Source organism: Streptomyces sp. NPDC052101 (assembly GCF_040680235.1).
In the GTDB taxonomy this organism is placed as follows: domain Bacteria; phylum Actinomycetota; class Actinomycetes; order Streptomycetales; family Streptomycetaceae; genus Streptomyces.
In genome coordinates this window covers 77,855-104,004 of record NZ_JBFAWH010000018.1, presented here as the reverse complement: position 1 = coordinate 104,004, position 26,150 = coordinate 77,855, and the positions used below count along the sequence as shown (strand labels likewise).

The 26,150-nt window shown below is 72.6% G+C and carries 24 protein-coding genes; 12 read left to right on the top strand and 12 right to left on the bottom strand.

The annotated features are described in order from the left end of the window. The first annotated feature begins 32 nt into the window (after positions 1–32). From AB0L75_RS29055 to AB0L75_RS29045, 3 genes are read left to right on the top strand one after another with little or no spacing between them, the layout of a single operon-like run. Positions 33–680, top strand: a complete 648-nt coding sequence (locus AB0L75_RS29055) for a TetR/AcrR family transcriptional regulator (RefSeq protein WP_365186543.1) — start codon at positions 33–35, stop codon at positions 678–680. Positions 681–721: 41 nt separating this feature from the next. Then, positions 722–1,435 carry a winged helix-turn-helix domain-containing protein gene (locus AB0L75_RS29050; protein ID WP_365186541.1) on the top strand — a complete coding sequence of 238 codons (714 nt, stop codon included), beginning with the start codon at positions 722–724 and terminating at the stop codon, positions 1,433–1,435. 52 nt (positions 1,436–1,487) lie between these two features. Beyond that, positions 1,488–2,426 carry a DMT family transporter gene (locus AB0L75_RS29045; protein ID WP_365186538.1) on the top strand — a complete coding sequence of 313 codons (939 nt, stop codon included), beginning with the start codon at positions 1,488–1,490 and terminating at the stop codon, positions 2,424–2,426. A 7-nt stretch (positions 2,427–2,433) separates the two neighbouring features. Here the strand turns inward: AB0L75_RS29045 and AB0L75_RS29040 are convergent, their stop codons facing one another. The 7 genes from AB0L75_RS29040 to AB0L75_RS29010 all read right to left on the bottom strand — a co-directional run bounded on the left by AB0L75_RS29040 (position 2,434) and on the right by AB0L75_RS29010 (position 10,193). Then, on the bottom strand, positions 2,434–3,516 hold the full coding sequence (locus AB0L75_RS29040) for a Zn-dependent alcohol dehydrogenase (protein WP_365186535.1): 1,083 nt from the start codon (positions 3,514–3,516) through the stop codon (positions 2,434–2,436). Between the two features lie 15 nt (positions 3,517–3,531). Then, entirely contained in the window at positions 3,532–4,920 is a 1,389-nt protein-coding gene (locus AB0L75_RS29035) for an aldehyde dehydrogenase family protein (protein WP_365186532.1), read from the bottom strand. Positions 4,921–5,068: 148 nt separating this feature from the next. Next, positions 5,069–5,752: a class F sortase gene (locus tag AB0L75_RS29030; protein ID WP_365186529.1), complete on the bottom strand. Its 684-nt coding sequence runs from the start codon at positions 5,750–5,752 to the stop codon at positions 5,069–5,071. Beyond that, positions 5,739–6,446: a hypothetical protein gene (locus tag AB0L75_RS29025; RefSeq protein WP_365186526.1), complete on the bottom strand. Its 708-nt coding sequence runs from the start codon at positions 6,444–6,446 to the stop codon at positions 5,739–5,741. The genes AB0L75_RS29030 and AB0L75_RS29025 overlap by 14 nt, the downstream gene beginning before the upstream one ends. Before the next feature lie 147 nt (positions 6,447–6,593). Further along, positions 6,594–8,846 carry a molybdopterin oxidoreductase family protein gene (locus AB0L75_RS29020; RefSeq protein WP_365186523.1) on the bottom strand — a complete coding sequence of 751 codons (2,253 nt, stop codon included), beginning with the start codon at positions 8,844–8,846 and terminating at the stop codon, positions 6,594–6,596. Positions 8,847–8,958: 112 nt separating this feature from the next. Then, positions 8,959–9,576, bottom strand: a complete 618-nt coding sequence (locus AB0L75_RS29015; protein ID WP_365186520.1) for a TetR/AcrR family transcriptional regulator — start codon at positions 9,574–9,576, stop codon at positions 8,959–8,961. Between the two features lie 65 nt (positions 9,577–9,641). Further along, positions 9,642–10,193: a hypothetical protein gene (locus AB0L75_RS29010; protein ID WP_365186517.1), complete on the bottom strand. Its 552-nt coding sequence runs from the start codon at positions 10,191–10,193 to the stop codon at positions 9,642–9,644. 163 nt (positions 10,194–10,356) lie between these two features. On the opposite strand from AB0L75_RS29010, the gene hmgA reads away from it, so the two are divergent. From hmgA to AB0L75_RS28995, 3 genes are read left to right on the top strand one after another with little or no spacing between them, the layout of a single operon-like run. Then, complete coding sequence (hmgA, locus tag AB0L75_RS29005) at positions 10,357–11,667, top strand: homogentisate 1,2-dioxygenase (RefSeq protein WP_365186514.1); 1,311 nt, start codon at positions 10,357–10,359, stop codon at positions 11,665–11,667. Between the two features lie 45 nt (positions 11,668–11,712). Further along, a complete protein-coding gene (locus tag AB0L75_RS29000; protein ID WP_365186511.1) occupies positions 11,713–12,462 on the top strand; it encodes a GntR family transcriptional regulator in 750 nt (249 codons plus the stop codon). A gap of 25 nt (positions 12,463–12,487) precedes the next feature. Beyond that, the gene (locus AB0L75_RS28995) at positions 12,488–13,642 is read left to right on the top strand and encodes a type ISP restriction/modification enzyme (RefSeq protein WP_365186509.1); all 1,155 of its coding nucleotides are present in this window, start codon (positions 12,488–12,490) and stop codon (positions 13,640–13,642) included. Positions 13,643–13,649: 7 nt separating this feature from the next. On the opposite strand, the gene AB0L75_RS28990 is transcribed toward AB0L75_RS28995, so the two are convergent. Continuing rightward, entirely contained in the window at positions 13,650–14,159 is a 510-nt protein-coding gene (locus AB0L75_RS28990) for an aminoglycoside adenylyltransferase (protein WP_365186506.1), read from the bottom strand. Between the two features lie 84 nt (positions 14,160–14,243). Between AB0L75_RS28990 and AB0L75_RS28985 the strand changes: the two genes are divergently transcribed. Beyond that, positions 14,244–15,440: a CaiB/BaiF CoA-transferase family protein gene (locus AB0L75_RS28985; RefSeq protein WP_365186504.1), complete on the top strand. Its 1,197-nt coding sequence runs from the start codon at positions 14,244–14,246 to the stop codon at positions 15,438–15,440. A gap of 74 nt (positions 15,441–15,514) precedes the next feature. Here the strand turns inward: AB0L75_RS28985 and AB0L75_RS28980 are convergent, their stop codons facing one another. The 3 genes from AB0L75_RS28980 to AB0L75_RS28970 all read right to left on the bottom strand — a co-directional run bounded on the left by AB0L75_RS28980 (position 15,515) and on the right by AB0L75_RS28970 (position 17,301). Then, on the bottom strand, positions 15,515–15,784 hold the full coding sequence (locus AB0L75_RS28980) for a hypothetical protein (RefSeq protein ID WP_365186501.1): 270 nt from the start codon (positions 15,782–15,784) through the stop codon (positions 15,515–15,517). A gap of 126 nt (positions 15,785–15,910) precedes the next feature. Further along, complete coding sequence (locus AB0L75_RS28975; RefSeq protein WP_365186499.1) at positions 15,911–16,762, bottom strand: anti-sigma factor; 852 nt, start codon at positions 16,760–16,762, stop codon at positions 15,911–15,913. Beyond that, the gene (locus tag AB0L75_RS28970) at positions 16,759–17,301 is read right to left on the bottom strand and encodes a sigma-70 family RNA polymerase sigma factor (protein WP_365186497.1); all 543 of its coding nucleotides are present in this window, start codon (positions 17,299–17,301) and stop codon (positions 16,759–16,761) included. Before AB0L75_RS28970 ends, AB0L75_RS28975 begins: the two co-directional genes overlap by 4 nt. A 209-nt stretch (positions 17,302–17,510) precedes the next feature. On the opposite strand from AB0L75_RS28970, the gene AB0L75_RS28965 reads away from it, so the two are divergent. The 4 genes from AB0L75_RS28965 (at position 17,511) to AB0L75_RS28950 (ending at position 24,413) form a co-directional block, all read left to right on the top strand. Next, a complete protein-coding gene (locus AB0L75_RS28965) occupies positions 17,511–19,067 on the top strand; it encodes a DUF4331 domain-containing protein (protein ID WP_365186495.1) in 1,557 nt (518 codons plus the stop codon). Between the two features lie 102 nt (positions 19,068–19,169). Then, a complete protein-coding gene (locus AB0L75_RS28960; RefSeq protein WP_365186493.1) occupies positions 19,170–21,185 on the top strand; it encodes a hypothetical protein in 2,016 nt (671 codons plus the stop codon). Between the two features lie 2 nt (positions 21,186–21,187). After that, a complete protein-coding gene (locus AB0L75_RS28955; protein WP_365186690.1) occupies positions 21,188–22,723 on the top strand; it encodes a nickel transporter in 1,536 nt (511 codons plus the stop codon). 43 nt (positions 22,724–22,766) lie between these two features. Next, positions 22,767–24,413, top strand: a complete 1,647-nt coding sequence (locus AB0L75_RS28950) for a serine/threonine-protein kinase (RefSeq protein ID WP_365186491.1) — start codon at positions 22,767–22,769, stop codon at positions 24,411–24,413. Positions 24,414–24,431: 18 nt separating this feature from the next. Here the strand turns inward: AB0L75_RS28950 and AB0L75_RS28945 are convergent, their stop codons facing one another. Continuing rightward, the gene (locus AB0L75_RS28945; protein ID WP_365186489.1) at positions 24,432–25,238 is read right to left on the bottom strand and encodes an SGNH/GDSL hydrolase family protein; all 807 of its coding nucleotides are present in this window, start codon (positions 25,236–25,238) and stop codon (positions 24,432–24,434) included. A gap of 238 nt (positions 25,239–25,476) precedes the next feature. On the opposite strand from AB0L75_RS28945, the gene AB0L75_RS28940 reads away from it, so the two are divergent. Next, a complete protein-coding gene (locus AB0L75_RS28940; RefSeq protein ID WP_365186487.1) occupies positions 25,477–25,821 on the top strand; it encodes a hypothetical protein in 345 nt (114 codons plus the stop codon). The last annotated feature ends 329 nt before the right edge of the window (positions 25,822–26,150 follow it).

The following is a 26,150-nucleotide window of genomic DNA, read 5'->3' as shown; positions in this document are numbered from 1 at the left end:
TAGTTTCTGTTCGCAGCCCTACTATGTGCGCCATGGCCCGACCGCGCAAGCCCCTCCTCAGCACCGACCGGATCGTCGCCACGGCCCGGGAACTCGTGGACCGGGAGGGCCTGGCGGCCGTGTCCACCCGCCGGCTCGCCGCCGAGCTGGGGGTGAGCGGGCCCTCGCTCTACAACCACTTCCGCACCAAGGACGAGATCCTGGAGGTGGTCGCCGACTCGGTGAGCGGCCTGGTCGACCTGTCGATGTTCGAGGACGGCCGCGACTGGCGGACCGCGCTGCACGACTGGGCCGTCTCCTACCGGGCCGCCCTGCGCGAGCACCCGAACATCGTCCCGGTCCTCGCCCGGGGCCCGGGACGCCGTCCCGCCGCGCTGCGCCTGGCGGACGCGGTGTACGGCGCGATGGTCGAAGCGGGCTGGCCGCCGGCCCAGGCGACCTCGATCGGCGCGCTGATGCGGTACTTCATCATGGGCTCGGCGCTCGGCTCGTTCGCCGGCGGCTTCGTGGACGACGCGAGCGCGTACGACCCCGCCGACTATCCCCACCTCGGCCAGGCCCATCTGCTCGCCGAGCAGCAGGAGAAGATCGACGAGCGGGCCTTCGAGACGGGGCTGACGGCCCTGCTGGACGGGCTCGCCCAGCAGTACGAGCAGGTACGGCAGAGCGTGCAGCGATAATTCGGTGGGCGCCGAAGTGTCCGTGCCACATGCTGGGACACATGACCGCCAAGGACTCCCGGGCCGCCGCTCTCGCCGCGCTCGCCTCCCTGCTCGCCGACGAGACCCGGGCCGCGTGTCTGCTGGCGCTGCTCGACGGGCGGGCCTGGACCGCCGGTGAGCTGGCCCGGCACGCCGGGGTCGCCGCGTCGACGCTCAGTGCGCACCTGGGCAAGCTGGTGGCCGGGGGCCTGCTCACGGAGGAACGGCAGGGACGGCACCGGTATGTGCGGCTGGCCGACGCACGGGCGGCGGGGCTCGTCGAGGACCTCGCCGCACACCTGCCTCCGGCGGCGGTGCGGCGCCCTCCGCGGACGCTGCGGGAATCGAGTGCCGGTTCCGCGATGGCGCGCGGCCGCACCTGTTACGACCATCTCGCCGGGCGGCTCGGGATCACGGTCACGGACGCGCTGGCCCTCAGGGGGCTGCTGCGGCGGGACACCGGGTTCGCGCTCACGGACGCGGGCGTGGAGTGGTTCCGCGCGGCGGGGATCGCCCTGGAGGTGTCGAGTCGGCGTCCGCTGGCCCGTGCGTGCCTGGACTGGACCGAGCGGCGGCCGCACCTCGCGGGGGCGGCGGGGGCCGCGCTGTGCCGGCATGTGCTGAACGCGGGGTGGGTCGTGCGGATCGGGTCGGAGCGGGCGGTGAAGGTGACTCCGTCGGGGAAGCGAGAGTTCTCCGCGCGGCTCGGCATCCCGCCGGAAGAGCTGCGGTGAACGGTCCGATTTCCGCCAGCCCAGATCGCAACCCCTACCTAGCCTCGGGAGCATGATGAACGCCAACCGGAGCCGTGAACAGCTGCTCGCAGCGGGCGCGGCCTGTGTCTCCGTGGTCCTCTGGGCCTCCGCCTTCGTGGCGATCCGGAGTGCCGGCCAGGCCTACTCCCCCGGTGCGCTGGCCCTCGGCCGGCTGCTGGCCGGTGCCGTCACGCTCGCAGTCATCTGGGCCATACGCAGGGAGGGGCTGCCGCCGCGGGGGGCCTGGCCCGGGATCCTGGTGTCCGGGGTGCTGTGGTTCGGGCTCTACATGGTCGTCCTGAACTGGGGCGAGCAGCAGGTGGACGCGGGCACGGCGGCCCTCGTCGTGAACGTCGGTCCGCTGCTCATCGCGCTGCTCGGTGCCCGGTTGCTCGGTGACCCGATGCCGCCGCGGCTGCTGGCCGGGATGGCGGTGTCGTTCGCGGGCGCGGTGACCGTGGGGCTGTCGATGTCCGGCGGCGGGGGCTCCGTGCTCGGTGTGGCGCTGTGTCTGCTCGCCGCGGTGGCGTACGCCGGCGGGGTCGTCGCCCAGAAGCCCGCTCTGGGGCGCGCGAGCGCGTTGCAGGTGACGACGTTCGGGTGCCTGGTCGGCGCCGTGGGCTGTCTGCCGTTCGCCGGGCAGCTGGCGCACCAGAGCGCCCACGCACCCCTGTCGGCCACCCTCTCCATGGCCTACCTGGGCGTCTTCCCCACCGCCCTCGCCTTCACGACCTGGGCCTATGCCCTCGCCCGTACGACCGCCAGCCGGATGGGCGCGACGACGTACGCCGTGCCCGCGCTGGTGGTGCTGATGTCCTGGCTGGTGCTCGGCGAGGTGCCGGGTGTGCTCACGCTGGCCGGCGGGGTGCTGTGTCTCGCGGGTGTGGCGGTGTCGCGGTCCCGGGCGCGCGGCGGCCGGACGGTCCGGGTCGCGGCCGGAGAAGAGCCGCGACCCGAGAAGGTCACCTGAGGCGACGTCAGAACACGACCAGGGCCCGGCCGCCCTTGCCCGCGAGCATGTTCTCGAAGGCGGCCGGGATGCCTTCGAGGGCGATCCGCTCGGTGACCAGCGCGGAGAGGTCCAGGCGGCCCGCGCGTACGTGTTCGGCGAGCACCGGCAGGTCGCGGGCGGGATCGGTGTTGCCGTAGACGCAGCCGGACAGGGTGCGGCCCCAGTGGAAGATCTCCAGGGCGTTGAAGGTGACCTCCTGGTCCTTGCCGCCGATGCCGACGACCGTCGTGCGGCCGCCCCGGCGGGTGGAGTCCCAGGCGGCACGGATGCTGACCGCGCGGCCCACGCACTCGATGGAGACGTCGACGCCCTGCTTGCCGGTGAGGTTGCGGATCTCCCGCGGGGTGGTGTCGGAGGCGAGGACGTAGTCCGTCGCGCCTGCCGCCCTGGCCAGCTCTTCCTTCTCCGGTGACACGTCCACGGCGATGATCCGGGACGCGCCCGCGATGCGGGCCGACTGGAGGGTGGCGAGGCCGACTCCGCCGGCGCCGAAGACGGCCACCGTCTCGCCCTGGCGGACCTTCGCCGCGTGGTGGACGGCGCCGTAGCCGGTGAGGACGGCGCAGCCGAGGAGGGCGGCGTCCACCAGCGGCACCCCTTCGGGCAGGGGCAGCACGCAGGACGCGGAGACGACCGTCTCCTCGGCGAACGCGGCCACGTTCAGGCCGGGGTGCAGCTCGGTGCCGTCGGTGGTGCGGGCGTAGACGTCGGCGGCGCCGTTCAGGGCGTTGCCGCACAGCCAGACCTCGCCGCGCGCGCAGGCGGGGCACCGTCCGCAGGACGGGGCCCAGTTGAGGACGACGGGGTCGCCCTCGGCGACGTGGGTGACACCCTCACCGACGGCCACCACCGTGCCGGCGCCCTCATGACCGAGGACGGCCGGGACCGGTACCCGCATGGTGCCGTCGGACAGGGACAGGTCGGAGTGGCAGACACCGGCGGCGGCGAGGCGGACGCGGACCTGTCCGGGGCCGGGGTCGGGCAGGTCGATGCCAGCGATCTCCAGGGGGGCGCCGATGGCGGGCAGGACGGCGGCTCGTACGGCCATGGGTCGCGTACTTCCTTAGAACTGGAGGGACTTGGTCTGGAGGTACTCGGTGAGCCCGTGCGCGCCGAGTTCGCGGCCGACTCCGGACTGCTTGTAGCCGCCGAAGGGGGCGAGGGGGTTGAACCGGCCGCCGTTGATGTCGACCTGGCCGGTGTCCATGCGCCGGGCGAAGGCCACGGCCTCGGCCTCGTCAGCGGCCCAGACGGCGCCCGCGAGACCGTACACCGTGCCGTTGGCGATGCGCAGGGCGTCGTCCTCGTCGTCGTACTTCAGGATCGACAGGACCGGGCCGAAGATCTCCTCCTGGGCGATGGTCATCTCCGGGGTCACGTCCGCGAAGACCGTGGGGCTGATGAAGTAGCCCTTGTCGTGCGGGGATTCGGGGCCGCCGGTGACCAGGCGGGCGCCCTCGGCGATGCCCTTCTCCAGGTAACCGCGCACCCTGGCCTGCTGTTTGGCGCTGACCACCGGGCCGATGCGGTCGCCGTACTTGGCGGCGGCCGTCCGGGCCAGCTCGACGGCCTCCTCGTACCGGTCGCGGTGGACCAGCATGCGGGTCCAGGCGCTGCACGTCTGGCCGGAGTTGGACATCACGTTGGCGACGCCCACGTTGACGGCCTTGGCGAGGTCGGCGCTCGGCAGGATGACGTTGGCGGACTTGCCGCCGAGTTCGAGGGCCACCTTCTTCACGGCCGCGCCGGCCACCGCGCCGATCTCCTTGCCGACCGCGGTGGAGCCGGTGAAGGAGACCAGGTCCACGCCGGGGTGCTCGGCGAGGGCCTGGCCAGCGACCGGGCCGAGGCCGGTGACCAGGTTGAACACGCCGGCCGGTACGCCCGCCTCGTGGACGGCCTCGGCGAACAGCTGGGCGGTGAGCGGGGTGTCCTCGGCGGGCTTGAGGACGACCGTGCAGCCCGCGGCGAGCGCCGGTGCGACCTTGGCGACGATCTGGTGGAGGGGGTAGTTCCACGGGGTGATCGCGCCGACCACGCCGATCGGCTCGTGCAGGACGGTGGAGTTGCCGACCTTCTCCTCGAAGGAGTGGGTGGCGGCCAGCTCGGCGTAGAAGCCGGCGACCGCGATCGGCACGGCCGCGTGCACGGCCTGGGAGAACGGCAGCGGGGCGCCCAGTTCGGCGGTGACCGTCTCGGCGATCTCGTCCTTGCGGGCCACGAGGAGGTCCCGGAGGGCGGCGAGGCGTGCGGCGCGTTCGGCCGGCGGTGTGGCCGCCCAGGCCGGGAGGGCGGCGCGGGCCGCACGGACGGCGGTGTCCACGTCCAGGGCGCCGCCGGCCGGTACCCGGGCGATGACCTGCTCGTCGGCGGGGTTCACGACCTCGATGACTTCCGTGCTCTCGGCGGGGCGCCAGGCGCCGTCGATGTACAGGCCGTCGTGTGCCTTCATGCTGCTTCCTCCCGGCGGATCCGCGTCGTCCGGGACACAAACTAGCGGCGATAGTTTTTCGGCGCCAGACGTACCAGTGGACGGCGGATGCACGAGGACATCATCGCCGGGGCCGTCGGGGAGACGACACGGGGCCGCCCTTATCGCGTCACCTGGTCGCGGTGAGGTGGGCGAAGACCACCACGTTGCTGGTGTAGCCCGTGCGCCGGCTGTAGAGGCCGCCGCAGGTCAGCACGCGCAGTTCGGGCCGCTGGACGCGGCCGTAGACCTCCTTGTCCGGGAAGCTCGCCTTGTCGTAGACCTTCATCCGGTCCACGGTGTAGACGGCGGTACGGCCGTCGGCGCGCCCGACCTCGATGAGCTTGCAGGGCTTGATCTGGGCGAGCGCGGCGAAGACGGCCGGGCCGGTCAGCGTGTCCCGGTGGCCGACCGCGATCGCGGTGCCGGACTCGCCCGGCGTGGGGCCCCTTTGATACCAGCCGACCAGCTTGGGTTCGCCGACGGGCGGGGTCTCCAACTGCCGTTCCCCATCGAGCCCCAGGGCCGCGATCGGGGCCTCGACCCCCAGGGAGGGGATACGGAAGGACGTCGGCCGGGACCGGGGCAGCGGAGCGGGCGGGGGCCCGGGAGGGGGCTCGCAGGGCTTCTCCCCGCTCGCGCCCTCCCCGCCGGCGGCCGCCACCGCGTCGGGGCCGTCGGCCCCGGCGTGCCCGCCGTGCCACCCGCACCGGTTCCCCATCGCCACCAGGACGGTCACCAGCAGGGCCGTCCTGGTGAGGCGGTAGGCGCGGGTCCGGTGCCAGGGCCTGCGTCTGCGCCTACGCGGCGCCATGAGGCCGCCGGCGGCTGCGCCGGATGTACACGGCACCGCCGACCGCGATCAGGCCCACGGCACCCGCGGCGGCCACCGGCGAGTAGGCGGCGGCCATGTCGATGAGACCGCCCCCGCCCGCGTGCACACCGCCCCTCGGGGGATCGTCGCGGTCCCCCCTGCCCCAGCCCGGGCCGTCCTGCCGCTCGTGGTCCCGGTGGTCCTGATGGTCCTGGTGGTCCTCGATCTGCCCGTTCGGACCGTGCGCCCCGTCGTTGTGATCGTGGTCGTGGTCGTGGTCGTGGCAGTTGACGCGGAAGAGCTTCTCCTTGACGGCGCCCGCCGCGACCCAGGTGAGCTTGTACTGCCCGTCGGTCAGGCCGATCGCGTCGGTGTGTCCGGCGCCGCCGGCGAACTGGATGATGCCGGTGATGGTGGCGGCGGTGGGCAGCGGGGGCTGGGCCTGGATGATGTAGGCGATGTTCGGCAGGATGTCGAAGTTGACGGCGTCCAGGTAGAACTTGCAGACCGTCGGCTCGTCCTTCGACACCCCGTAGGGCACGCCCACGCTGTGCACCCTGATGTCGCCGTTCTCCCCCTGGGCCGCCGCGTTGGGCGCCGCCACCCACGACGCACCCACCGCGGCGAGGGCGGTGAGGACGACAGTGGCGCCCGCACGGGAGCCGAAGGCACGTGGTGAGGTCGTGGTGGCCATGCACATTCCTCCGAGTCAGACGATTTTCATACAAATCGTTCTTTCGACTGACTGTGCTCCATACACGCCATCCCGTACGAACCGACACCCGGCGCGCCGTCAGAGATCGCTCGTGCGGCGCAATCCGGAACGCGTTCGGCCCTGCCCCTAGCTCCGCTCCGGCCCCTGGGGCCGGCTTGCGGCGAGCTGGACGGGGATGCCGTTCAGGACGGCGTTGCCCGAGAGCGGGTCCAGCAGGCTGCCGTCGAGGAGCTGGTTGACGTTGACTCCGGGTGCGGTGGCGGCGTGGCCGAGGCGGGTGCCGGGGCGGTCGTGGCCCCAGCCGTGCGGCAGGCTCACCACTCCGGGCCGTACGGCGTCGGTGACCTCGGCGGGCGCGACGACCTCTCCCCCGGCGCCCTTCACCCGTACGTCCGCCCCGTCCAGGACGCCGAGCCGGGCCGCGTCCTCGGGGTGGATGTGCAGGGTGCAGCGGTTGGAGCCGCCGGTGAGGGCGGGCACGTTGTGCATCCAGCTGTTGTTGGAGCGCAGATGGCGGCGGCCGACCAGGACGAGTCCCGCGGGCCGCTCGTGCAGGGCCTGGCGGAGCCGGGGCAGGTCGGCGGCGATGGGGCCGGGCAGCAGCTCGGCCTTGCCGCTCGCGGTCTTCAGCGGCTGCGGCAGACGCGGGCGCAGCGGGCCGAGGTCGATGCCGTGCGGGTGGGCGAGCAGCCGGGCGAGGGTCAGCCCGTCGGGCCGGGCGCCGAAGCCGTCGCCGTACGGGCCGAGGCGCAGCATCATGTCCAGCCGCCGCTCGGGACCGGTCTCGCCGGTGAGCTGCGCGGCGAGTTCGCGCGGGTCACGGCCGTACACCGGGGAGTGCTTCTCCTGTACGGCCTTGCCGAGGGTCTGGTCGATGACCATGGCGTCGACGGCGGCGGGGTCGGCGCCGTGCATGCCGGTGGCCGCGAGGACCAGCCGGGCGAGGATCTCGCTCTCGGCCATCCGGCCGGGCTCCAGCGGGACGGCGGGGCGGGTGTAGCGGACCTGGTTGCGCACCGCGAGGGTGTTGAAGGCGAAGTCGTGGTGCGGGCTCTGGGAGGGCGGGGGCGGGGGCAGCACGACGTGGGCGTGGCGCGAGGTCTCGTTGAGGTACGGGTCCACGCTGACCATGAAGTCCAGGGAGTCCAGGGCCTTGTCGAGGCGGTCGCCGTCGGGCGCGGACAGCACCGGGTTGGCGGCCACGGCGATCAGCGCGCGGACCGGCTCGCCCTCCTCGGTGGCGGTGTCGATCTCCTCGGCGAGCGCGGAGAGCGGCAGCTCTCCCTTGGCCTCGGGAAGTTGCCGTACCCGTGAGTGCCAGCGGCCGAGCGCGAAGCCGCGCCCGGGGCCCGCCGGTCGGGGCGTCTTGTCGGTGGCGGCCTGCGGGAAGAGGGCGCCGCCGGTCCGGTCCAGGTTGCCGGTGAGGATGTTGAGGACGTCCACCAGCCAGCTGGCGAGGGTGCCGTGCGGGACGGTGCAGCTGCCGATGCGGGCGTAGACGGCGGCGGTGGGGGCGGCGGCGAGTTCGCGGGCGAGGAGACGGATGAGGTCCGCGTCGATGTCGCAGGCACCCGAGACGGCTTCGGGGGTGAAGTCGCCCAGGGCTGCCCGGAGTTCGTCGAGGCCCTGGACGTGCGGGGCGAGGTGGGCGAGGTCGGCCAGGTCCTCCGCGAAGAGAGTGTGTGCCATCGCCGCGAGCAGCAGGGCGTCGGTGCCGGGGCGGATCGCCAGGTGCCGGTCGGCGAGCCTCGCGGTGCGGGTGCGGCGCGGGTCGACCACGGTCAGGTGTCCGCCGCGGGCCCGGAGCGCCTTGAGCTTGCCGGGGAAGTCGGGGGCGGTGCACAGACTGCCGTTGGACTCCAGCGGGTTGGCGCCGATGAGCAGCAGGTGGTCGGTGTGGTCCAGATCCGGTACGGGGATGGCGTTCGCGTCGCCGAAGAGCAGTCCGCTGGAGACGTGCTTGGGCATCTGGTCGACCGTGGAGGCGGTGAACAGGCTGCGGGTGCGCAGGCCGGCGAGGAGGACGGGCGGGTAGAGGGCGCCGGCCACGGTGTGCACGTTGGGGTTGCCGAGGACCACGCCGACGGCGTTCGGGCCGTGGGCCTCCAGCACCGGGCGCAGACCGGCGGCGACCGCGTCGAAGGCCTCCTCCCAGGTGGCCTCGCGCAGTGCGCCGTCCCGGCGGACGAGCGGGGTGCGCAGCCGGTCGGGATCGGCGTCCACGGCGGCGAAGGAGGCCCCCTTGGGGCAGATGAACCCCTTGCTGAAGACGTCCTCGCGGTCACCGCGGGCGCCGGTGACACGGGTGCCCTCGACGGTGAGGGTCAGGCCGCAGGTGGCCTCGCACAGGGGGCAGATACGCAGGGCGGTGCGGGACACGGGTCCTCCCGGAGGGTCGGCGGCGATGCCGGGCGAGCGCGCGACGGCACGACGGGCTCGGGAGCGAGCATACCGACCGGTATGCATGGAGGGGAGGCCTTGCGGATGATCGTCAGTCGAGCACGCGCCCCAGATACGCCCGCAGCAGTTCCCGGGTCTCCGTGATGATCGCCTCGTCCCCGTTCGGATCGGTCCGGAAGGCCAGCTGGACGAGGGTGTCCGCGGCTTCCACGGCGACCAGGAAGACCCGGCGCAGGTCGTCGTCGGGCGTGCGGTCGAGATAGCCGGAGAGCAGCTCGGTGAGCAGGTCGGCGACGCGGGTGTTGGGCCCGGCGTGCCGGGCGCCGACCGGTATCTGATTGCCGAAGTCGACCAGGGAGAAGCCGGGCGCGGTGCGCTTCATGGCCAGGTACTCGTCGAGGACGGCGTCCATCGCGGCCCGCCAGTCACCCTTGTGCGCCTTCTGCAGCCGCCGGGTGACATGCTCGGTGTACCGCTCCAGGTTGCGCTGGGCGAGGGCGTCGGCCATCTGCCGCTTGTTGCCGAAGAACCGGTAGACGGAGCCGATGGGGACGCCGGCGCGCAGGGCGACGGCGCGGGTGCTCAGGGCGTCGTAGCCGACCTCGTCGAGGAGTTCGGCGCAGGCGTCGAGGATCCTGGTCAGCCGTTCGGCACTGCGGCGCTGAACGGGCGCGCGGCGGAGCGATGTCGCATGGGGCACGGACTTCATGATGCCTCTCCCCCGTCGGTCCGGTGAACCTCGCCCTCCCCTACGAAGAAGTGTGTCCGGTGCACTCATTTCCCCGCGACCAGGGTCGTCGTGCCGGTCGAGGGCTCGGCCGCCTCCGCGTCCGAGACCGTTATGTCGGCGGTGCTCTGCACCGGCTTGCCGCGTACGGCCCACACGGTGCCGTCGTCGGCGTACAGCCGGGCGGTGACGTGGTGGGTGCCGTGCGGGACGAGGCGGTCGGGCAGGTGGTACTCGGGGGTGCGCAGCCGGGTGACCTCGCGGCCGTCGACGAGGAGGTGCACGAGCCCACGCCCGGTCGTCGCCGCCGGCCTCATGCCGGGTGCCGAGCAGCGGAAGTGACGGAAGGTCAGCCGCACGTCCCAGCCGCCGTCGGAGAGCGGGGCGACCTCGACGCCGACCTCGGGCGCGTTCTTCCTGTCGACCTCGCGCAGATGCCGGCCGGTGTCGTCGGTGTCGTCCAGGACCTTGCCGACCGGCGAGGACGCGACCGTGCCGCCATGGGCGTGCCCGGTCGTGCAGGCCGCCGCGCCGAGCGGCAGCAGCGTGCCCGCCGCGAGTGCGGCGAGCGTCCTGCGGATCCACGGTCTCCTCGGCATGCCCAGGAGACTAGAACAGGGCTCCGGTCTCCCGAATCCGCCTGAAGTCGGGTTCCTGCCGCCCTGTGCAGTCCCTCAGGCGGAGTACCCCTGGCCCTCTTGCGCCCACCCCCACCCTATTCCTACGGTGATACATAGGAATCAGGAGCGCAAGGGAGCGATCATGAGCGGGGACGCGCGGAAGACCGCCGCGGCACTGTCGTATCTGTCCGGGTTCGGCAATGAACATGCCTCCGAGGCGGTGCCGGGCGCCCTGCCCGAGGGCCGCAACTCGCCGCAGCGGGCACCGCTCGGGCTGTACGCGGAGCAGCTGAGCGGTACGGCGTTCACCGAGCCGCGCGCGCACAACCGCCGCTCCTGGCTGTACCGCATCCGCCCCTCGGCCGCGCATCCCGCGTTCACCCGCACCGACAACGGCGCGATCCGTACGGCCCCGTTCACCGAGACCGTGCCCGACCCCAACCGGCTGCGCTGGAACCCGCTGCCCGAGCCGCCGGCCGGCACCGACTTCCTCGCCGCCCTGTGGACGCTCGGCGGCAACGGCGACGTCACCCAGCGCACCGGCGTCGCCGTGCACCTGTACCACGCCAACGCCTCGATGGAGCGCGTCTTCTCCGACGCCGACGGCGAGCTGCTGATCGTGCCGGAGCGCGGCGGGCTGCTGCTGCACACCGAGTTCGGCCGCCTGCATGTGGAACCCGCCCATGTGGCGCTGATCCCGCGTGGGGTGCGCTTCCGTGTGGAGCTGCTCGACGAATCCGCCCGAGGGTATGTGTGCGAGAACTATGGGGCGCCGTTCCAGCTGCCCGACCTCGGGCCGATCGGCGCCAACGGGCTCGCCAACGCCAGGGACTTCCGGGCACCGGTCGCCGCGTACGAGGAGACGGAGGGCCCGGTGGAGGTGGTGAACAAGTTCTGCGGCAACCTCTGGACGGCCACCTACGACCACTCCCCGCTCGATGTGGTCGCCTGGCACGGCAACCATGTGCCGTATGTCTATGACCTTCGCCGTTTCAATGTGATCGGCACCATCTCCTACGACCACCCGGACCCGTCCATCTTCACGGTCCTGACCTCCCCGTCGGACACCCCGGGCCTGGCCGGCGTCGACTTCGTCGTCTTCGCCCCGCGCTGGCTGGTGGGCGAGGACACGTTCCGGCCGCCGTACTTCCACCGGAACGTGATGAGCGAGTACATGGGCCTGATCGAGGGGGCGTACGACGCCAAGGCGGAGGGCTTCGTGCCGGGCGGCGGCTCGCTGCACAACATGATGTCGGCGCACGGCCCGGACCGGGAGACCTTCGACAGGGCGAGCGCGGCGGAGCTGAAGCCGCAGAAGATCGACGACGGTCTGGCGTTCATGTTCGAGACCCGCTGGCCGGTGACGCTCACCGGGCACGCGGCAGGCGCGGACCACCTCCAGCGGCGCTACGACGATGTGTGGCAGGGGCTCCAGCGCCACTTCCGCGCATGACGCCGCTGTTGCGTCGCACGTTCATCGACAGGTACGGATAGCCGCGTGACCTCCTTCGCTCCGGATTCGATCGTCCTGAACCGCAAGCTGCCGCTGTGGTACCAGGTGTCACAGTCGCTGCGCGCCTCGATACTCGGCCGCTCCCCCGAGGACCCGCTGCGGCTGCCCACGGAGGAGCAGCTGGCCGAGCACTACGGCGTGAGCGTGCTGACGATGCGGCAGGCACTGAAGGAGCTGGAGGACGAGGGGCTGATCAGCCGCCACCGGCGGCGCGGCACGTTCATCGAGCCCGATGTGCGGCGCGGCGCGCCCGTGCGGCTGCTGGGCTCGGTGGACGCGATCGTGGCCCAGCAGTCCGGGATGACGACCGAGCTGCTGGACCACGGCAGCGTGCCCGTGCCGGCCGGGCTCGCCGAGTACTTCCCCGACCTCGCGGAGGTGATGGCGTACCACCGCCTCCGCAGCGACGAGAAGACCGGCGAGCCGACCAACCACGCCGTCAACCACATCCGGCCCGAACTGGCCGCGCGCATCGACCTGGAGGACCTGGTCCGCTGGCCGATGACGAAGGTGCTGCGGGACGTGGTCGGGGCGGACATCAGCCGCATCACGGACACGGTGGAGGCGCGGCTCGCGGACCCGGAGACGGCACGGCTGCTCCAGGTGCCGCTGCTCAGCCCGATCCTGCACTACACGGGTGTGACGTACGACAGCGGTGGCCGGGTGCTGGACGTGGCGGTGATCCATTACCGGGGGGACCGCTTCTCCTTCACGGTGACCTTGGATGCGACCTGATACCGGGTCCCGGTCAGGTCGTACGATGCCCTGCGTGCCGTACGACGACGCTCCGCTGCTGGCGGACCTCATGCCGTGGTCCGTCGCACCGCTGCGGCCGGGCCGCGCCTGGCCGGCGGCACCCGACCCCGGCTCCCTGAAGGCCCGCTGGGACGCCCTGCTGAAGGCCGAAGGGCCCGACCGGGAGGCCCTGTTCGAGCCGACCCGTGCCCGCACGACCGGCTCCGCGGTGGCCCAGCTGCCCGGTCAGTCCACCGGCACCGAGCGGCTGGCCCGCGCCGAGGGCCCCTGCGCGGATCCCGTACGCGTCCTTGCGGCCCCCTTCGACGAGCAGTGGCTGATCCCGGACCACCGGCTGATCGACACCGCCCGGCCGGAGTTGTGGCGGGTGGCGGACGCGCACCAGGTCTTCGCGGTGGAGACGGGAGACGGGGACGACCCCTTGCTGGTCACCTCCCTGCTCCCCACGCTCCGCACGGGCCGCATCCGCCCGCTGTACCGGCGCCCCGGCGGCACGGAACCCAACCTCGCGACGGGTCTGACGGCCCACCTGGCCGACCGCCTGGGCTGCGCCCCCACCGCGGCGGACGTCGTCTCCTGGATCCTCGCGGCCACCGGCCCCGACCTCACCGTGCCGCTCACCGACGACCCCGACCTGTGGTCGGCCGGCGTCGAACTGGGACGCCGCACCCTGTGGCTGATGCGCCGCGACGGCGAGCGCCCCAAGCTGCCGGGCGGCCGCCGCCCCTACGTCCGCGCGCCCCTGCCCGCCCGCCCCCTCACCCTGCACTACGACCCGGACGAGGAGACCCTCCACCTCGACGAGGGCCGCATCTCCCCCGTCCCGCCCGGCGCCTGGGGCTTCGAGGTGGCCGGAGCCCGCGTCCTGGAGTCCTGGTTCACGGCCCGCACGGCCCCGCCCGAACCGGGCACCCTCACCGCGATCCGCCCGGCGACCTGGCCGCAGACCTGGACATCGGAGCTGCTGGAACTGATCACGGTCCTGGCCCTGCTGGCGGAACTGCGCCCGCGCCGGGCCGAGTTGAAGGTCACCTCGGCGATCACGGCGACCGACCTGCGATCGGCGGGCGTCCTCCCCGTACCGGACGCGGCCCGGCGCCCCGCCTCGGTACTTGACCACCACGAGGAGGGCCCGGAGGGGCAGTTCGCCCTGCTCTAGCGGCACCTCAGCGCCGCCTCAGCGCCGCCTCCAGCCGCGCGATGTCCGCCACGTCCTTCGCCCGTCGCGGCCGGGAGGGATCCCACACGGGCATCATGCGCTTGATCTCGATCTGCGCGAGAGGGCTGACGATCGCGGCCTCGACGGCTCCGACCCGCCCCGGCTCGGCATCCAGCAGGCCGTCCGGCCAGGGGGTCCCGGCCCACGGCCCGCCGGCGACCACGACCCGCCCCGCGGCATCCCGGTCCACCAGCGTGAAACTGCACTCCAGTCCGTTCTTGACGAAGTCCAGCTGAAGGTCGGGCGGAGGTCCGGGCACGGGCGTGTGCCCGAGACGGACCAGCATCTCGGCGAGGGGCGCCGAGTCCCCGGCCCATGCGAACCAGTCGATGTCCCCGTGCTCCCGGGTGACCTCCCCGAGGTAGAAGTCCATCGCCCAGCCACCGCGCAGCCACAGTGAGATGCCGTGGTCCCGAGCGGCTTCAACGGTCTCCGAGATCAGATCGAGTTGCTCCACGACCACCAATCCAGAACGAGCGCACCGCGGGGGGCGATGCCGGGCTGCTGACAAAACCGCCGGTCAGGGGAGATCATCCACCCCATGGATCATCTCCCGCTGCCCCTTGCGGGCATCACCGTCGTCGCCGTCGAACAGGCCGTGTCCGCGCCCTTCGCGACCCGGCAGCTCGCCGACCTGGGGGCCAGGGTCATCAAGGTGGAGCGGGTCGACGGCGGCGACTTCGCGCGCGGCTACGACACGGCGGCCCGCGGTCTCGCCTCGCACTTCGTGTGGTGCAACCGCGGCAAGGAGTCCCTCGCGCTGGACCTGAAGGACCCGCGCGGCCTGGACGCCGTACGGCGGCTGATCGCGGACGCGGACGTGTTCGTGCAGAACCTCGCCCACGGGGCGGCGGCCCGGCTCGGTCTCGACGCGGCCACGCTGTGCGCGGCGCATCCCCGGCTGATCGCCGTGGACATCTCCGGGTACGGCTCCTTCGGGCCGTACGCGGACAAGCGGGCGTACGACATGCTCGTGCAGTGCGAGGCGGGGCTCGTGTCGGTGACCGGGACGCCGGAGCAGCCGGTGAAAGCGGGTGTCCCGGCGGCGGACATCGCGGCGGCCATGTACGCGTTCTCGGGTGTCCTGGCGGCTCTGGTGCGACGGGGGACGACCGGACGGGGCGGGCCGGTGGAGGTGTCGATGCTGGAGGCGCTCGCCGAGTGGCTGGGGCATCCCCTGCACCATGCGATGCACGGAGGTGAGCCCCCGGCGCGCACCGGACTCGCGCACGCTGTCATCGCGCCGTACGACGCCTATCCCACGGCGGACGGCGGGCGGGTGTTGCTGTCGGTGCAGAACGACCGGGAGTGGCGGCGGCTGGCCGAACAGGTCATAGGTCGCCCGGAATTGGGGGCGGATCCGACGTATGCCACGAATGCGTCACGGGTCGCGAACCGGGAGAAGACGGATGAGCTGGTGGCGCGGGCGCTCGGCGCACTGGACGCCGAGGAGGCGCTGGCCCGGCTGGAGAAGGCGGGTATCGCCTGTGCCCGGCTGCGGGATGTGCATGAACTGGCCGAGCATCCGCAGCTGGCGGCCCGGGAGCGGTGGCGTGAGGTGGGGTCGCCGGTCGGGCCGTTGAAGGCGCTGCTGCCGCCCATCACACTGCCGGGCGGGGACGAGGCACGGATGGGTGATGTGCCCGCGCTCGGACAGCACACCGGGGCGCTGCTGCATGCCGTGGGGATGACGGACGACGAGATCGCAGCGATGCGCCGGGACGGTGTGGCGGCCTGAGCACGGGCATCCCGGAAGGGCTCAGGGGGCCGTCTGCTCGGTGCGCGGCGGCTCGGCGGCCGCCCGCGGGCCGCTCAGTGGCCGCCGAACAGCGAACGTCGCAGCCGCCGCAGCGGTGCGAAGAGCGAGACGCGGCTGACCCGCCTGCCCCGGTCGCTGCGCTGGTGCGCGGTGTCACGCGCTGTCAGCTCGAGCATCAGCGAGGTCGCCTCGGCCGCCTTCTGCTGCGGTATGGCGGGACCCGCCAGCACCGACAGATGGCGGTCCAGACGCGAACTGGTCGCGCTGCTCCCGCAGGTGATCGCAGGGACCCTGGCCCTGCTGCGCACTGTTATCTGATCCATGTCACTCCCCACCCGTACGAGTCCACCCGGCCCGGGCAGGGTAACCCTATCGCCCCACCGGGGCACGCGTGTATCGCGGCCACAGGATTCACCTTCCCCGCAAGGCTGTTGACCATCCCTCGTTGACTACTCTCCGAATCCGACCGATTTCAGGGTGAGTTGGACAATGGGCTGGCTGGTCGGCTGCGCTGAGCCGCCGTCAGGCTCGACGGTTACGGCGAGTGACGTCGAAGAGGGGTCGAGCCCCTTCGCGACCAAGGGCGTGTCGCCCGCGAAGAGCCCGAGGGAGCGCGGTTGCACGCGGGGGCGCATGAGCCAGAGCTGGCGGACACGGCCGTCGGGCGGGGTGCCGTATCCGCTGAGGGTGACGACGGCTTCCCCCGCCGATGCGGAAGCGATCACTCCGATACCACGGCCCCGCGCGTCCTTGCCGGCGGCGGCGCGCGCGTCGGGCGCGGCCAGAACGTGGGCGATCTCACGTGCCCGGGACCGCTCCGCTTCGAGCCGGTCTTGAGTGTGATGCGCCTGGACGGCGAAGAGGGAGGCGACGACGAGGGCCGCCGCCGCGGTGGCCGTGGCGAACGGCACGAACAGGGGGCGCCCGCGCCGCGTATGGGAGTGTCCGGGCGGGGGCTGGGTGCCCCAGACATGCGGTGGCAGCCGGGGCGAGCGCTCCCGGGCCGCGGCGCTCAGGTCGGCCGCGGCGGTCTGGTCCTGCGGGGTGGTCTGGTCCTGCGGGGTGGTGCGCACGGCGGCCAGCACCCGCTCGCGCAGCGCGGCGGGCGCCGGGGCGGCCGTGGACCAGGCGAGGCGCACGGCGTCCTCGGCCAGCTCCCGCACCTCGGCGGCGCAACGGTCGCAGCCCCGCAGATGCTTCTCGAACCGGCGCCGCTCCCCCGGTTCCAGGGCGTCGAGCGCATAGGGCGCGGCGAGGGAGTGCAGGTCCTCGCGGCGCAGCAGCTTGCCGAGGATGCTCATGCCGCGCCTCCCAGGCACTCGCGGAGCCGGGTGAGGCCGTCACGCATCCGTGTCTTGACCGTGCCGAGCGGCAGCGCGAGCCGCTCGGCCACCTCACGGTAGGTGTAGCCGTCGTAGTAGGCGAGGGTCACGGACTGCCGTTGCAGGTCCGTGAGCCGGCGCAGGCAGCGGCGCACCCACTCGCGCTCCATGCCGGCCTCGACCTCCTCGGCGACCTGGTCGAAGGCGGGCTCCCCGGCGCGCAGGGCCTCCCGCTGCTCGCGTTCGCCGGCCGCGCGGGCGCTGCGCACCCGGTCCACGGCGCGACGGTGGGCGAGGGTGAGGATCCAGGACAGCGCGCTGCCCCGGCCCGGGTCGAACCGGGCGGCCGAGCGCCACACCTCCAGCAGCACCTCCTGGGCGACCTCCTCGGACTGGGCGGGGTCGCGCACCACCCGTCGTACGAGCCCGAACACCGACCCGGACACCAGTGCGTACAGATCCTCGAACGCTCTCTGGTCACCGCCCGCGACGAGCAGCAGCAGCTCGTCCGCCTGCATGCGGGCCCCCTCTCCGTGGCCGCAGCCGGCCCTTTTGCGCACTCCACGCATCCGCACGAACGCACACCTCCGGCGGGTGATACGGATCAGCGGGCCGAAAACGCGGGCCGGGACATGCCCAAAACTTTTTTCCCGGCCGACCAATCCGGTCGGCGGGCCGGCTCCGAAGACCCGTCCGTCAAAGGCAAGTCGGCACTGAGGACGGACGCATGACACCTCTCTTCTCCAGGGGTCCCTTCTCCAGAAGCGGCACGGGACGCTCGGGCCTGGTCACGCTCATCTGCGGTGCACTGGCCGCCGGAGGGCTCACCGCCGCCGGCGCCGCCGCGCTGGCACCCGGGACGGCCGCCGCCTCCTCCCACCGGGAGGCGCCGCTGATCTCCGGGACCCCGCAGTACGACAACACCGACCTGTACGCGTTCGTCAGCCCGGACAAGCCCGACACGACGACGATCGTGGCCAACTGGATCCCGTTCGAGGAGCCGGCGGGCGGACCGAACTTCTACACGTTCGCCGACGACGCCCAGTACGACATCCATATCGACAACAACGGTGACGCGCAGGGCGATCTGGTCTTCCGCTACACCTTCAAGACGCACACGAAGAACGGCAACACGTTCCTCTACAACACCGGTCCCGTCACCAGCCTGGACGACCCCGACCTCAACGTCACGCAGACGTACGACATCGATCTGATCCGGCTGAAGAAGCAGCACGTGGTGTCGGACACGAGGCTCGCGGACGACGTGCCGGTGGCGCCGTCGGACGTCGGCAAGGCGTCCATGCCGGACTACGGAAAGCTGCGCGCGCAGGCCGTGCACAAGACGGCCGGCGGCGCCGCGACCTTCGCCGGGCAGGCGGACGACCCGTTCTTCGCGGACCTGCGCGTCTTCGACCTGCTGTACGGCGGGAACCTCAGCGAGGTCGGCCGGGACACCCTGAAGGGCTACAACGTCAACACCGTCGCCCTGCAGGTGCCCAACGACCTGATCCGGGAGTCGGCCGGGCAGCCGATCGTCGGTATCTGGTCCACCACCCAGCGCCGCAACGCGCAGGGCTACTACACGCAGGTCTCGCGCCTGGGCAACCCCCTGGTCAACGAGGTGGTGAACCCGCAGAAGGACAAGGACAGGTTCAACGCCTCGCAGCCCGCGTACGACGCCCAGTTCCTGAAGAACGTCACCAACCCCGAACTGCCGAAGCTCATCGAGTCGATCTACAAGATCAAGGCGCCCAGTGAGCCGCGCAACGACCTGGTCGACGTCTTCCTGAAGGGTGTCAAGGGCCTCAACCAGCCCCCCAACGTACGTCCCTCGGAGGAGCTGCGCCTGAACACCTCCATCAAGCCGAGCATGCATCCCAAACGGCTGGGCGTCCTGGACGGGGACAACGCGGGCTTCCCGAACGGGCGCCGGCTCACCGACGACGTGATCGACGAGGCGCTGCAGGTCATGGAGGGCGAACTGGCCGGCTCGAAGAACGACTTGGGCGACGCGGTGGACAAGAACGACAAGGGCTTCGAGAAGTACTTCCCGTACGTCGCCGAGCCCAACTCCGGTTCCCGCGGCCCGCTCGCCAAGGGTACGACGGCGGGCACGGACGTGCGCAGCCAGCTGGGCGACGCCCTCCAGCCGGCCGGGTCCTCCTCCGACGGCTCCGGCAACACCGTGCTGATCGCCGCGTCGGCGGCCTCGGGCGCGGCCGGGATCCTGCTGATCGGCACCGCCGTCGGCTGGTGGCGCCGCCGCATCCGCCGCCCGTACTGACCCCGCCCCCACCCCAGACCGGCGCGGCCCGTACCTTCCCCTCCCCCACGGCGGGCCGCGCCTTCTCCCTTCCGACCAGCACCAGGCGACCGAGGAGAGGCCATGTCTCCCCGCACGAACGACGACGAGGCCGGCGCACGGCAGGCCAACAGGGAGCAGGACGGCACCCCCGCCTCCGAGACACCCTCGGCCGACGCCACCGAGCACATGTCTCCCGCCTCAGAAAAACCCCCAGCCACCAAGGCCCGGTCCGCGACGGCCACCTCCCAAGAGCCCGCAGCCTACGACGACCGAAGGACGCCCGACTCCGAGATCACCCCGGCCCCCAACCCCGGCCCGGACAACCGCACGACCCCCGACCCGGGCATACCCTCGCCTTCCGGCTCCGGCTCCGGCTCCGATCGGCCTACGGCACCGGGCCCCGAAGAGTCCCCCGGCTCCGAGGCACCCTCGGCCACTCGCCGCACAGAGCCCCCTGCCGACGGCACCGAGTTCGTGGCTTCTGCCCTCGACGACCGTAAGACGCCCGGCTCCGAGATCAACCCGCCCCCCAACTCCGGCCCGGGCATGCCCTCGGCCTCCGGCTCCGGCCAGCGCGTGGCGCAAGGCCTCGAAGCGGACCCCGGCCCGGACGACCGCACGACCCCCGGCCCCGACATCTCCCCGGCCCTCGGCTCCGGCTCTGGCTCCGGCTCCGGCTCCGGCTCCGGCTCCGGACAGCCTGGGGCACCGGGCCCCGAAGAATCGCCCGGCTCCGAGGCGCGTGTGGCTGCGGTTCGGCGGTTTGCCGGTGTTGGGCGTCGGTGGCGGTCCGGTCAGTTCATCGGGTGTGCCGTTCTGCTGGCCGTCGCGCTGACCGGTGGGGCCGTCGCTCTCGGTGCAGGTCGAGCGCCCGCGACCGTGCCGGCCGCCTCCACCGCTGTCGACCCCGGTGTCCTGGGCGGCGGCAACCTGGACGCCTCCATCGCCGCGCTCCAGTCGCATCTGCGCACCCAGCCCAAGGACGCCGGCAGCTGGGCCACGCTGGGCCTGGCCTATGTCGAGCAGGCCCGTACCAAGGGCGACCCCGCCCGCTACCCGCAGGCGGAGCAGGCGCTGAAGCGGTCCCTGTCGCTGGCCCCGGACAACGACCAGGCGCTGGCCGGCCGCGCCGCCCTCGCCGCCGCCCGGCACGACTTCAAGGACGCCCTGACCTCCGCGGACGCGGCACTGCGGCAGAACCCCTACAGCGAGCGCGCGCTGTCCTCCCGTATCGACGCCCTGGTCGAACTCGGCCGGTACACCGAGGCGTCGCAGGCCGCCGAGACCGCCGACGCGCGCAAGCCGGGAGTACCGGTCTTCACCCGGTACGCGTATGTGCACGAGCTGCGCGGCGACGTGACGACGGCTCGCCGGGTGCTCGGGCAGGCCCTGGCGAGTGCCACGTCGCCCGGTGACATCGCGTACGTGGCCGCCCAGCTCGGTCAACTCGCCTGGAACCAGGGCGAATACCGGACAGCCCTCAGCTACTACGCCCGTGCCCTCGCCGCCGACGACACCTACCTCCCGGCGCTGGAGGGCCGGGCGCGGGCCCAGGCTGCGAGCGGCGACCGCGCGGCGGCGATCAAGGGGATGGAGACGGTGGTGTCCCGCTATCCGCTGCCGGGCCCGCTCGTCGAACTGGGCGAGCTGTACGAGGCGCGAGGCGCGGCCGGCGACCGGGTCAGGGCACGGCAGCAGTACGCCCTCGTGGACACCTGGATCACGCTGGCCCGCGCCAACGGCGTCAACGCCGACCTCGACACCGCGCTGGCCGCCGCCGACCACGGCGACAAGGCGGCCGCCCTGCGCGCGGCCCGCGCCGAATGGGCCCGCCGGCACACCGTGCACACCGCGGACGCGCTGGCCTGGGCGCTGCACGTCAACGGCCGTGACGCTCAGGCCCTGCCGTACGCCCGCCGGGCCACCGCCACCGGTTACCGCAACGCCGTCTTCCTGTACCACCGCGGCATGATCGAGCTGGCCACGGGCCACCGGACGGACGGACGCGCCTCGCTCACCTCCGCTTTGAGGCTGAACCCCGGCTTCTCACCGCTCGGCGTGGCCGAGGCCCGCAAGGCCCTGGAGGCGGCGAAGTGAGACTGCGCCTTCCGTTCGTCGCCGGCGCCGTGTGCGCCCTTGTGCTGCTGTCCGGCACCGGCGCGAGCGCGCACCCCCTCGGCAACTTCACCGTCAACCGGTACGACGGTCTGGTGGCCGCGCCGGGCCGGCTCCGGGTGGACCATGTCGAGGACCTGGCCGAGATACCGGCGACCCAGGCCAAGCAGGACATCGCGCGGCTGGGCATGGCGGAGTGGGCCCGGCGGCGCTGCGCGCAGGCCGCGCGGGGCAGCGCGGTGACCGTGGACCGGCGTACCGTCCCTCTCACCGTGCAGGGCAGCCGGGCCGCCCTGCGGCCGGGTCAGGCGGGCCTCAACACCCTGCGCGTGGAGTGCCGTTGGACCGCACCGCTGCCGCGGACCGGCTCGGTCGCCCTCGGCTTCCGCAGCGCGTCGAACTGGTCCGGCCCCGGCTGGCGGGAGATCACGGCGCGCGGGGACCGTATGACGCTCACCGGGTCGGATGTGCCGAAGGCATCCGTCTCGCACGAACTGACCACCTACCCCAAGGACTTGTTGTCGTCCCCGGCCGACACCTCCGCCGCTTCGCTGCGCGTGCGCCCCGGCGGTCCCGCCCTCGCCGAGGAACACCAGAACGCCCCGGACGCCCCGGCCGCCTCCGTGCTTCCCCGAGGCGCCGACCGCTGGACACAGGCCCTGGACCGCCTGGTGGCGCGCCGGCACCTCACCGTCGGCTTCGCCGCGCTCGCCCTGCTCGTCGCGGTCGTCCTCGGCGCGCTGCACGCGCTCGCACCGGGCCACGGCAAGACCCTGATGGCCGCGGCAGCGGCGGCGCGCGGGGGCCGTGCCCGGCCGCGGGACGTGCTGCCGCTGGCGGCCTCGGTCACGGTGACTCACACCCTCGGCGTGGTCGCCCTGGGCCTGCTCGTCACGGCCGGTTCCGCCGCCACGCCCTCGGTGATCGCCTGGCTGGGCATCGCCGGCGGCGCGCTGGTCCTGGCGACCGGCGCCGGCCTCGTACGGAAGGTGTGGTCCGCCCGCCACCATCACGCCCCGCACGACGGCGAGCACAGCCATGAAGCACACACCCCTGGGGAACACACCCATGACGGGCACGCCCCCCATGGAGAACACGCCCATGGAGCACACACCCACGCCCACGCCGGTCATCCGCACACCCATGGGGGCCACACCCACACCCACCCCGTCGCCCCCACCCTCCGCGGCACGATCCTGCTCGGGTTCGCCGGTGGGCTCGTGCCCAGCCCGTCCGCCGTGGTCGTCCTCGTGGGCGCCGCCGCTCTCGGGAAGGCCTGGTTCGGGCTGTTGCTCGTGGTGGCCTACGGCGCCGGGCTCGCGCTGACGCTCACGGCGGCCGGGTTCGCCGTGGTCCGGCTGGGCTCGGGGGTGTCCCGGGTGCTGGAGCGGCGTCCGCGCTGGACCGTCCACCCGGTGGCGACGCTGGTGCGCCGGTCCGTGCCGCTCGCGTCCGCGCTGGTCGTGATGGCCCTGGGTGCCGGATTGGTGCTCAAGGGGGCCGCATCCGCGCTGGGCTGAGCTACTTTTGTGGAGAATTCGCGCGACATGCCTTGGGGGCGCCGTGTCCGGAGAACCGGGCCGTGAACGTGTGATCGCGGGCCGCTACCGTCTGCTGTCCCCGCTGGGCGAGGGCGGCATGGGCACCGTGTGGCGTGCCCGGGACGAGGTGCTGCACCGCGAGGTGGCCGTCAAGGAGGTGCGGGCCCCGGCCGGGCTGCCGGCCTCCGAAGTGGAGCGGATGTACGCGCGCCTGGAGCGCGAGGCGTGGGCGGCGGCCCGGGTCGCGAACCGCAATGTGGTCACGGTGTACGACGTGGCGCTGGAGGGCGGCCGACCGTGGATCGTGATGGAGCTGGTGCGCGGGCTGTCGCTCGCCGACCAGTTGGAGGCGGAGGGTCCGCTGTCTCCGCAGCGGGCGGCGCACATCGGTGCCGAGGTGCTGTCCGCGCTGCGCGCCGCGCACGCCGCCGGAGTGCTGCACCGGGATGTGAAACCGGCCAATGTGCTGCTCGCGAACGACGGGCGAGTGGTGCTGACCGACTTCGGGATCGCCTCGGTCGAGGGCAGCTCGGCGATCACCATGACCGGCGAGGTGGTCGGCTCGCCCGAATTCCTCGCTCCGGAGCGGGCGTTGGGGCGGACGCCGGGGCCGGAGTCCGATCTGTGGTCGCTGGGGGTGCTGCTCTACGCGGCCGTGGAGGGCGTGTCGCCGTTCCGGTACGACACCCCGATCTCCACCCTGCGCGCCGTCGTCGACGAGGAGTTGCCGCCGCCGCGCCGGGCCGGGCCGCTCGCCCCGGTCATCGAGGGGCTGCTGCGCAAGGACCCCGCCGAGCGGCTCGACGCGGAGCGGGCGGCACAGGAACTGTGGCTCGTCGCGGCGGGGGGTGCCCCCTCCGGGGGAGGTACGCCTCGTCCGGGAACGCTGCCGCTGCCGCCGTACACCGCCCCGATGGCCATGCATCCGCAGCGCACCGGCCCCTACCCAGCGTCCTCCCCGTCCTCCCCGACCCCGCCGACGTCCCCGTACGGCACCACGACGTCCCAGGCGCCTGAACGCACCCGGCGGGCCGGTGCGGTGCTGGTGGCGGGCCTGCTCGCGCTCGTGCTCGCGCTCGCGGGGCTGGCGTACGCGCTGTTGAACCGGGACGACGGCGGCGGCCAGGGGAACACGGGCGGCGCCTCGGCGAGCGGCACCGCGCACACGCCGGCCCCGCACAGCGGCACCGACTCGGGCACCGGGACGTCGCCGACGGCGGGCGGCGGCACGTCGTCGAGCACGCAGCCGGCGCAGTCCGTGCGGGTCACCGTCGTCGGTGCGCACACGACGTACTCCGGGGCCTGTCCTCCGCCGGCCGGGCAGGCGCCCGCCTTCACGGCCACGTTCACGGTGGGGCGGCTGCCGGCGCAGGTGGACTACCGGTGGGTGACGACGCGCGGATCGGTGTCGGATCCCGGGTGGCGGACGCTGTCCTTCCCGGACGGCGGCGGGAAGAGCCGGAGGGCGGGGGTGACGCTGGCGGTGGACTCCGGCGGCGGGACGACCGAGGACCAGATCAGTGTGCAGGTGCGCGGTCCCGTGCAGGCCACCTCGAACGCCGTTCCGTTCTCGGTGAGTTGCTCGCCCACGGCGACCGGAACGGCGACGGAGACCCCGTCGGGCGGGGCCTCCGCTTCGGCGTCGGGCTCGCCGGAAAGTTCACCCTGACGGGCGAGCCCGGTCAGGTCACGCGTTGTTCGTGAGCACGGGCAGATAGCCGCCCGACTGACCGGCCGCGGTGGGGTGGTACGACTCGCTGATGTCGAGCCAGTTGACGCTGTGCAGCCAGGAGTCGCCGGAGCAGATCTCATGGCTGGAGAACGCGGAGCGGATGTCACCGAAGACGAAGCCGTGGGCAGCGGCACGCTTCTGGATGGCGGCGTCGATGTAGTCGGCCGCGCCGTTGATCGCGGACCGCTTGGTGTCGGAGAGGCCGAGGCAGGTCTGGCCGAGCAGGTAGAAGCGGGGGTAGCTGAGGACGACCACCCGGGCGCCGGGGGCCTTGGCGCTGATCGCGTCGTAGACGGTGTCCAGCTTGCCGGGGAGCGTGGAGTCGACGTATGCCTCGGCGGTGGCGATCTTGGAGAGGCAGGCGCTGTCGGACTGGAGCACACACGTCGTCATGACGTCGGAGAATCCGGCGTCGTTGCCGCCGATGGTGATGGACACCAGTGAGGTCGAGGAGTTCAGGGAGCCGAGCTGATTGGCCATCACGTCGTCCGTGGTGGCGCCGGAGCAGGCGTTGAAGGCGAACGAGGACGGGCTGTGGGCGGCGTTCCACAGGTACGGGTACGCCTTCGTGCTGCGGTCGCAGTTGCCGCTGGAGCTGATGTAGCTGCCCGAGCCGACTCCGGAGGAGTAGGAGTCGCCGAGTGCGACATAGCCGCCGGTCGCGGCCGTCGAGGAGGCCTGCGCCGACGCGGCTCCGGTGAGACCGAGGCCGGCGGCGAGGAGGAGCGAGGTAACGAAACCGGTAAGTCGGGAACGTCTCATGGAACCTCCCTTTAGCAGGATCTCTGCCGCAACTGTCGTAGCAACTACGCGTGTTGACGGGAAGTGTCCATGCCAAGACTTTTAGGGTCTCAACAGGATCAACCAGAAACATTCACCGTTCATCTATTGCTCGGCCGTCTTGACGCCCTCCCCGGGCCTGCGCCACATTGAAGCCCGGCATCCGGCGCGTCGGGGGGCAAAGTCGCCAATGCGGACCATAAGCATCAAGTCATCTTCGTTGCCGCTGTTCGCGGGGGCCGGGACCGCCATCGCGGCGGTCGGCGCGCCGCTCGCTCTCATCGACTCCACTTCTCCGCTGCGCGGCCCGTGCGCCCTGTTCTTCCTGCTGGCGGCGCCGGCCGTGGCGCTCGCCGTGGCGCTGCGCGGGCTGGATCCCTTCGGCCGGACGCTCTGCGCACTTGCGGGTTCGGTCGTCGTCAACATGCTGGTTGCCCAGGGCATGCTCGCGGTCCACCGCTGGTCCGTCCGCGGCGGGGTGGTGACGGTGACCGTGCTGAGCCTGTTGCTCCTGCTCGCGGTGCCGCTCCGGGAACAAATTTCCGGAAAACGCACACAACACTGAGCAAGACCGGCCAAAGTTGTGTAACGGCCAAACCAACAAAAGCGTGAGGCAGCCCTCCAGGGCTTGCCTTTCGGGTTCAATCGTCAATACCGTCGTACATCTCACCCGCACCGGCACGTCGGCACACGGCTCCAGGGGAGGGCTCAGGGCCGCGGCGTCCACCGGCGCGGGGCGCGGTAGGGGGGTGCCGTGCTCGGTGACCGCAACTCTGTGACCGAGTCGTGCCGCGCGACCGGCTGCCGTTTTTCTCCGGCAGGCCGGCCAGCTTTGCCAGCTCATCGGCGTGCACAGAGATCGATTCGCAGATCGACTCATAGATCGATTCGCAG

Excerpts from the sequence above, each read along its gene's own strand:
- AB0L75_RS29015 (WP_365186520.1), bottom strand. The coding sequence starts at position 9,576 with ATGAAGTCCGTGCCCCATGCGACATCGCTCCGCCGCGCGCCCGTTCAG.
- AB0L75_RS28970 (WP_365186497.1), bottom strand. The coding sequence starts at position 17,301 with ATGCAGGCGGACGAGCTGCTGCTGCTCGTCGCGGGCGGTGACCAGAGA.
- AB0L75_RS29050 (WP_365186541.1), top strand. The coding sequence starts at position 722 with ATGACCGCCAAGGACTCCCGGGCCGCCGCTCTCGCCGCGCTCGCCTCC.
- AB0L75_RS28975 (WP_365186499.1), bottom strand. The coding sequence starts at position 16,762 with ATGAGCATCCTCGGCAAGCTGCTGCGCCGCGAGGACCTGCACTCCCTC.
- AB0L75_RS29045 (WP_365186538.1), top strand. The coding sequence starts at position 1,488 with ATGATGAACGCCAACCGGAGCCGTGAACAGCTGCTCGCAGCGGGCGCG.
- AB0L75_RS29040 (WP_365186535.1), bottom strand. The coding sequence starts at position 3,516 with ATGGCCGTACGAGCCGCCGTCCTGCCCGCCATCGGCGCCCCCCTGGAG.
- hmgA (WP_365186514.1), top strand. The coding sequence starts at position 10,357 with ATGAGCGGGGACGCGCGGAAGACCGCCGCGGCACTGTCGTATCTGTCC.
- AB0L75_RS28965 (WP_365186495.1), top strand. The coding sequence starts at position 17,511 with ATGACACCTCTCTTCTCCAGGGGTCCCTTCTCCAGAAGCGGCACGGGA.
- AB0L75_RS28945 (WP_365186489.1), bottom strand. The coding sequence starts at position 25,238 with ATGAGACGTTCCCGACTTACCGGTTTCGTTACCTCGCTCCTCCTCGCC.
- AB0L75_RS29010 (WP_365186517.1), bottom strand. The coding sequence starts at position 10,193 with ATGCCGAGGAGACCGTGGATCCGCAGGACGCTCGCCGCACTCGCGGCG.
- AB0L75_RS28985 (WP_365186504.1), top strand. The coding sequence starts at position 14,244 with ATGGATCATCTCCCGCTGCCCCTTGCGGGCATCACCGTCGTCGCCGTC.
- AB0L75_RS29035 (WP_365186532.1), bottom strand. The coding sequence starts at position 4,920 with ATGAAGGCACACGACGGCCTGTACATCGACGGCGCCTGGCGCCCCGCC.
- AB0L75_RS29030 (WP_365186529.1), bottom strand. The coding sequence starts at position 5,752 with ATGGCGCCGCGTAGGCGCAGACGCAGGCCCTGGCACCGGACCCGCGCC.
- AB0L75_RS28980 (WP_365186501.1), bottom strand. The coding sequence starts at position 15,784 with ATGGATCAGATAACAGTGCGCAGCAGGGCCAGGGTCCCTGCGATCACC.
- AB0L75_RS28995 (WP_365186509.1), top strand. The coding sequence starts at position 12,488 with ATGCCCTGCGTGCCGTACGACGACGCTCCGCTGCTGGCGGACCTCATG.
- AB0L75_RS28960 (WP_365186493.1), top strand. The coding sequence starts at position 19,170 with ATGTCTCCCCGCACGAACGACGACGAGGCCGGCGCACGGCAGGCCAAC.
- AB0L75_RS29025 (WP_365186526.1), bottom strand. The coding sequence starts at position 6,446 with ATGGCCACCACGACCTCACCACGTGCCTTCGGCTCCCGTGCGGGCGCC.
- AB0L75_RS29055 (WP_365186543.1), top strand. The coding sequence starts at position 33 with ATGGCCCGACCGCGCAAGCCCCTCCTCAGCACCGACCGGATCGTCGCC.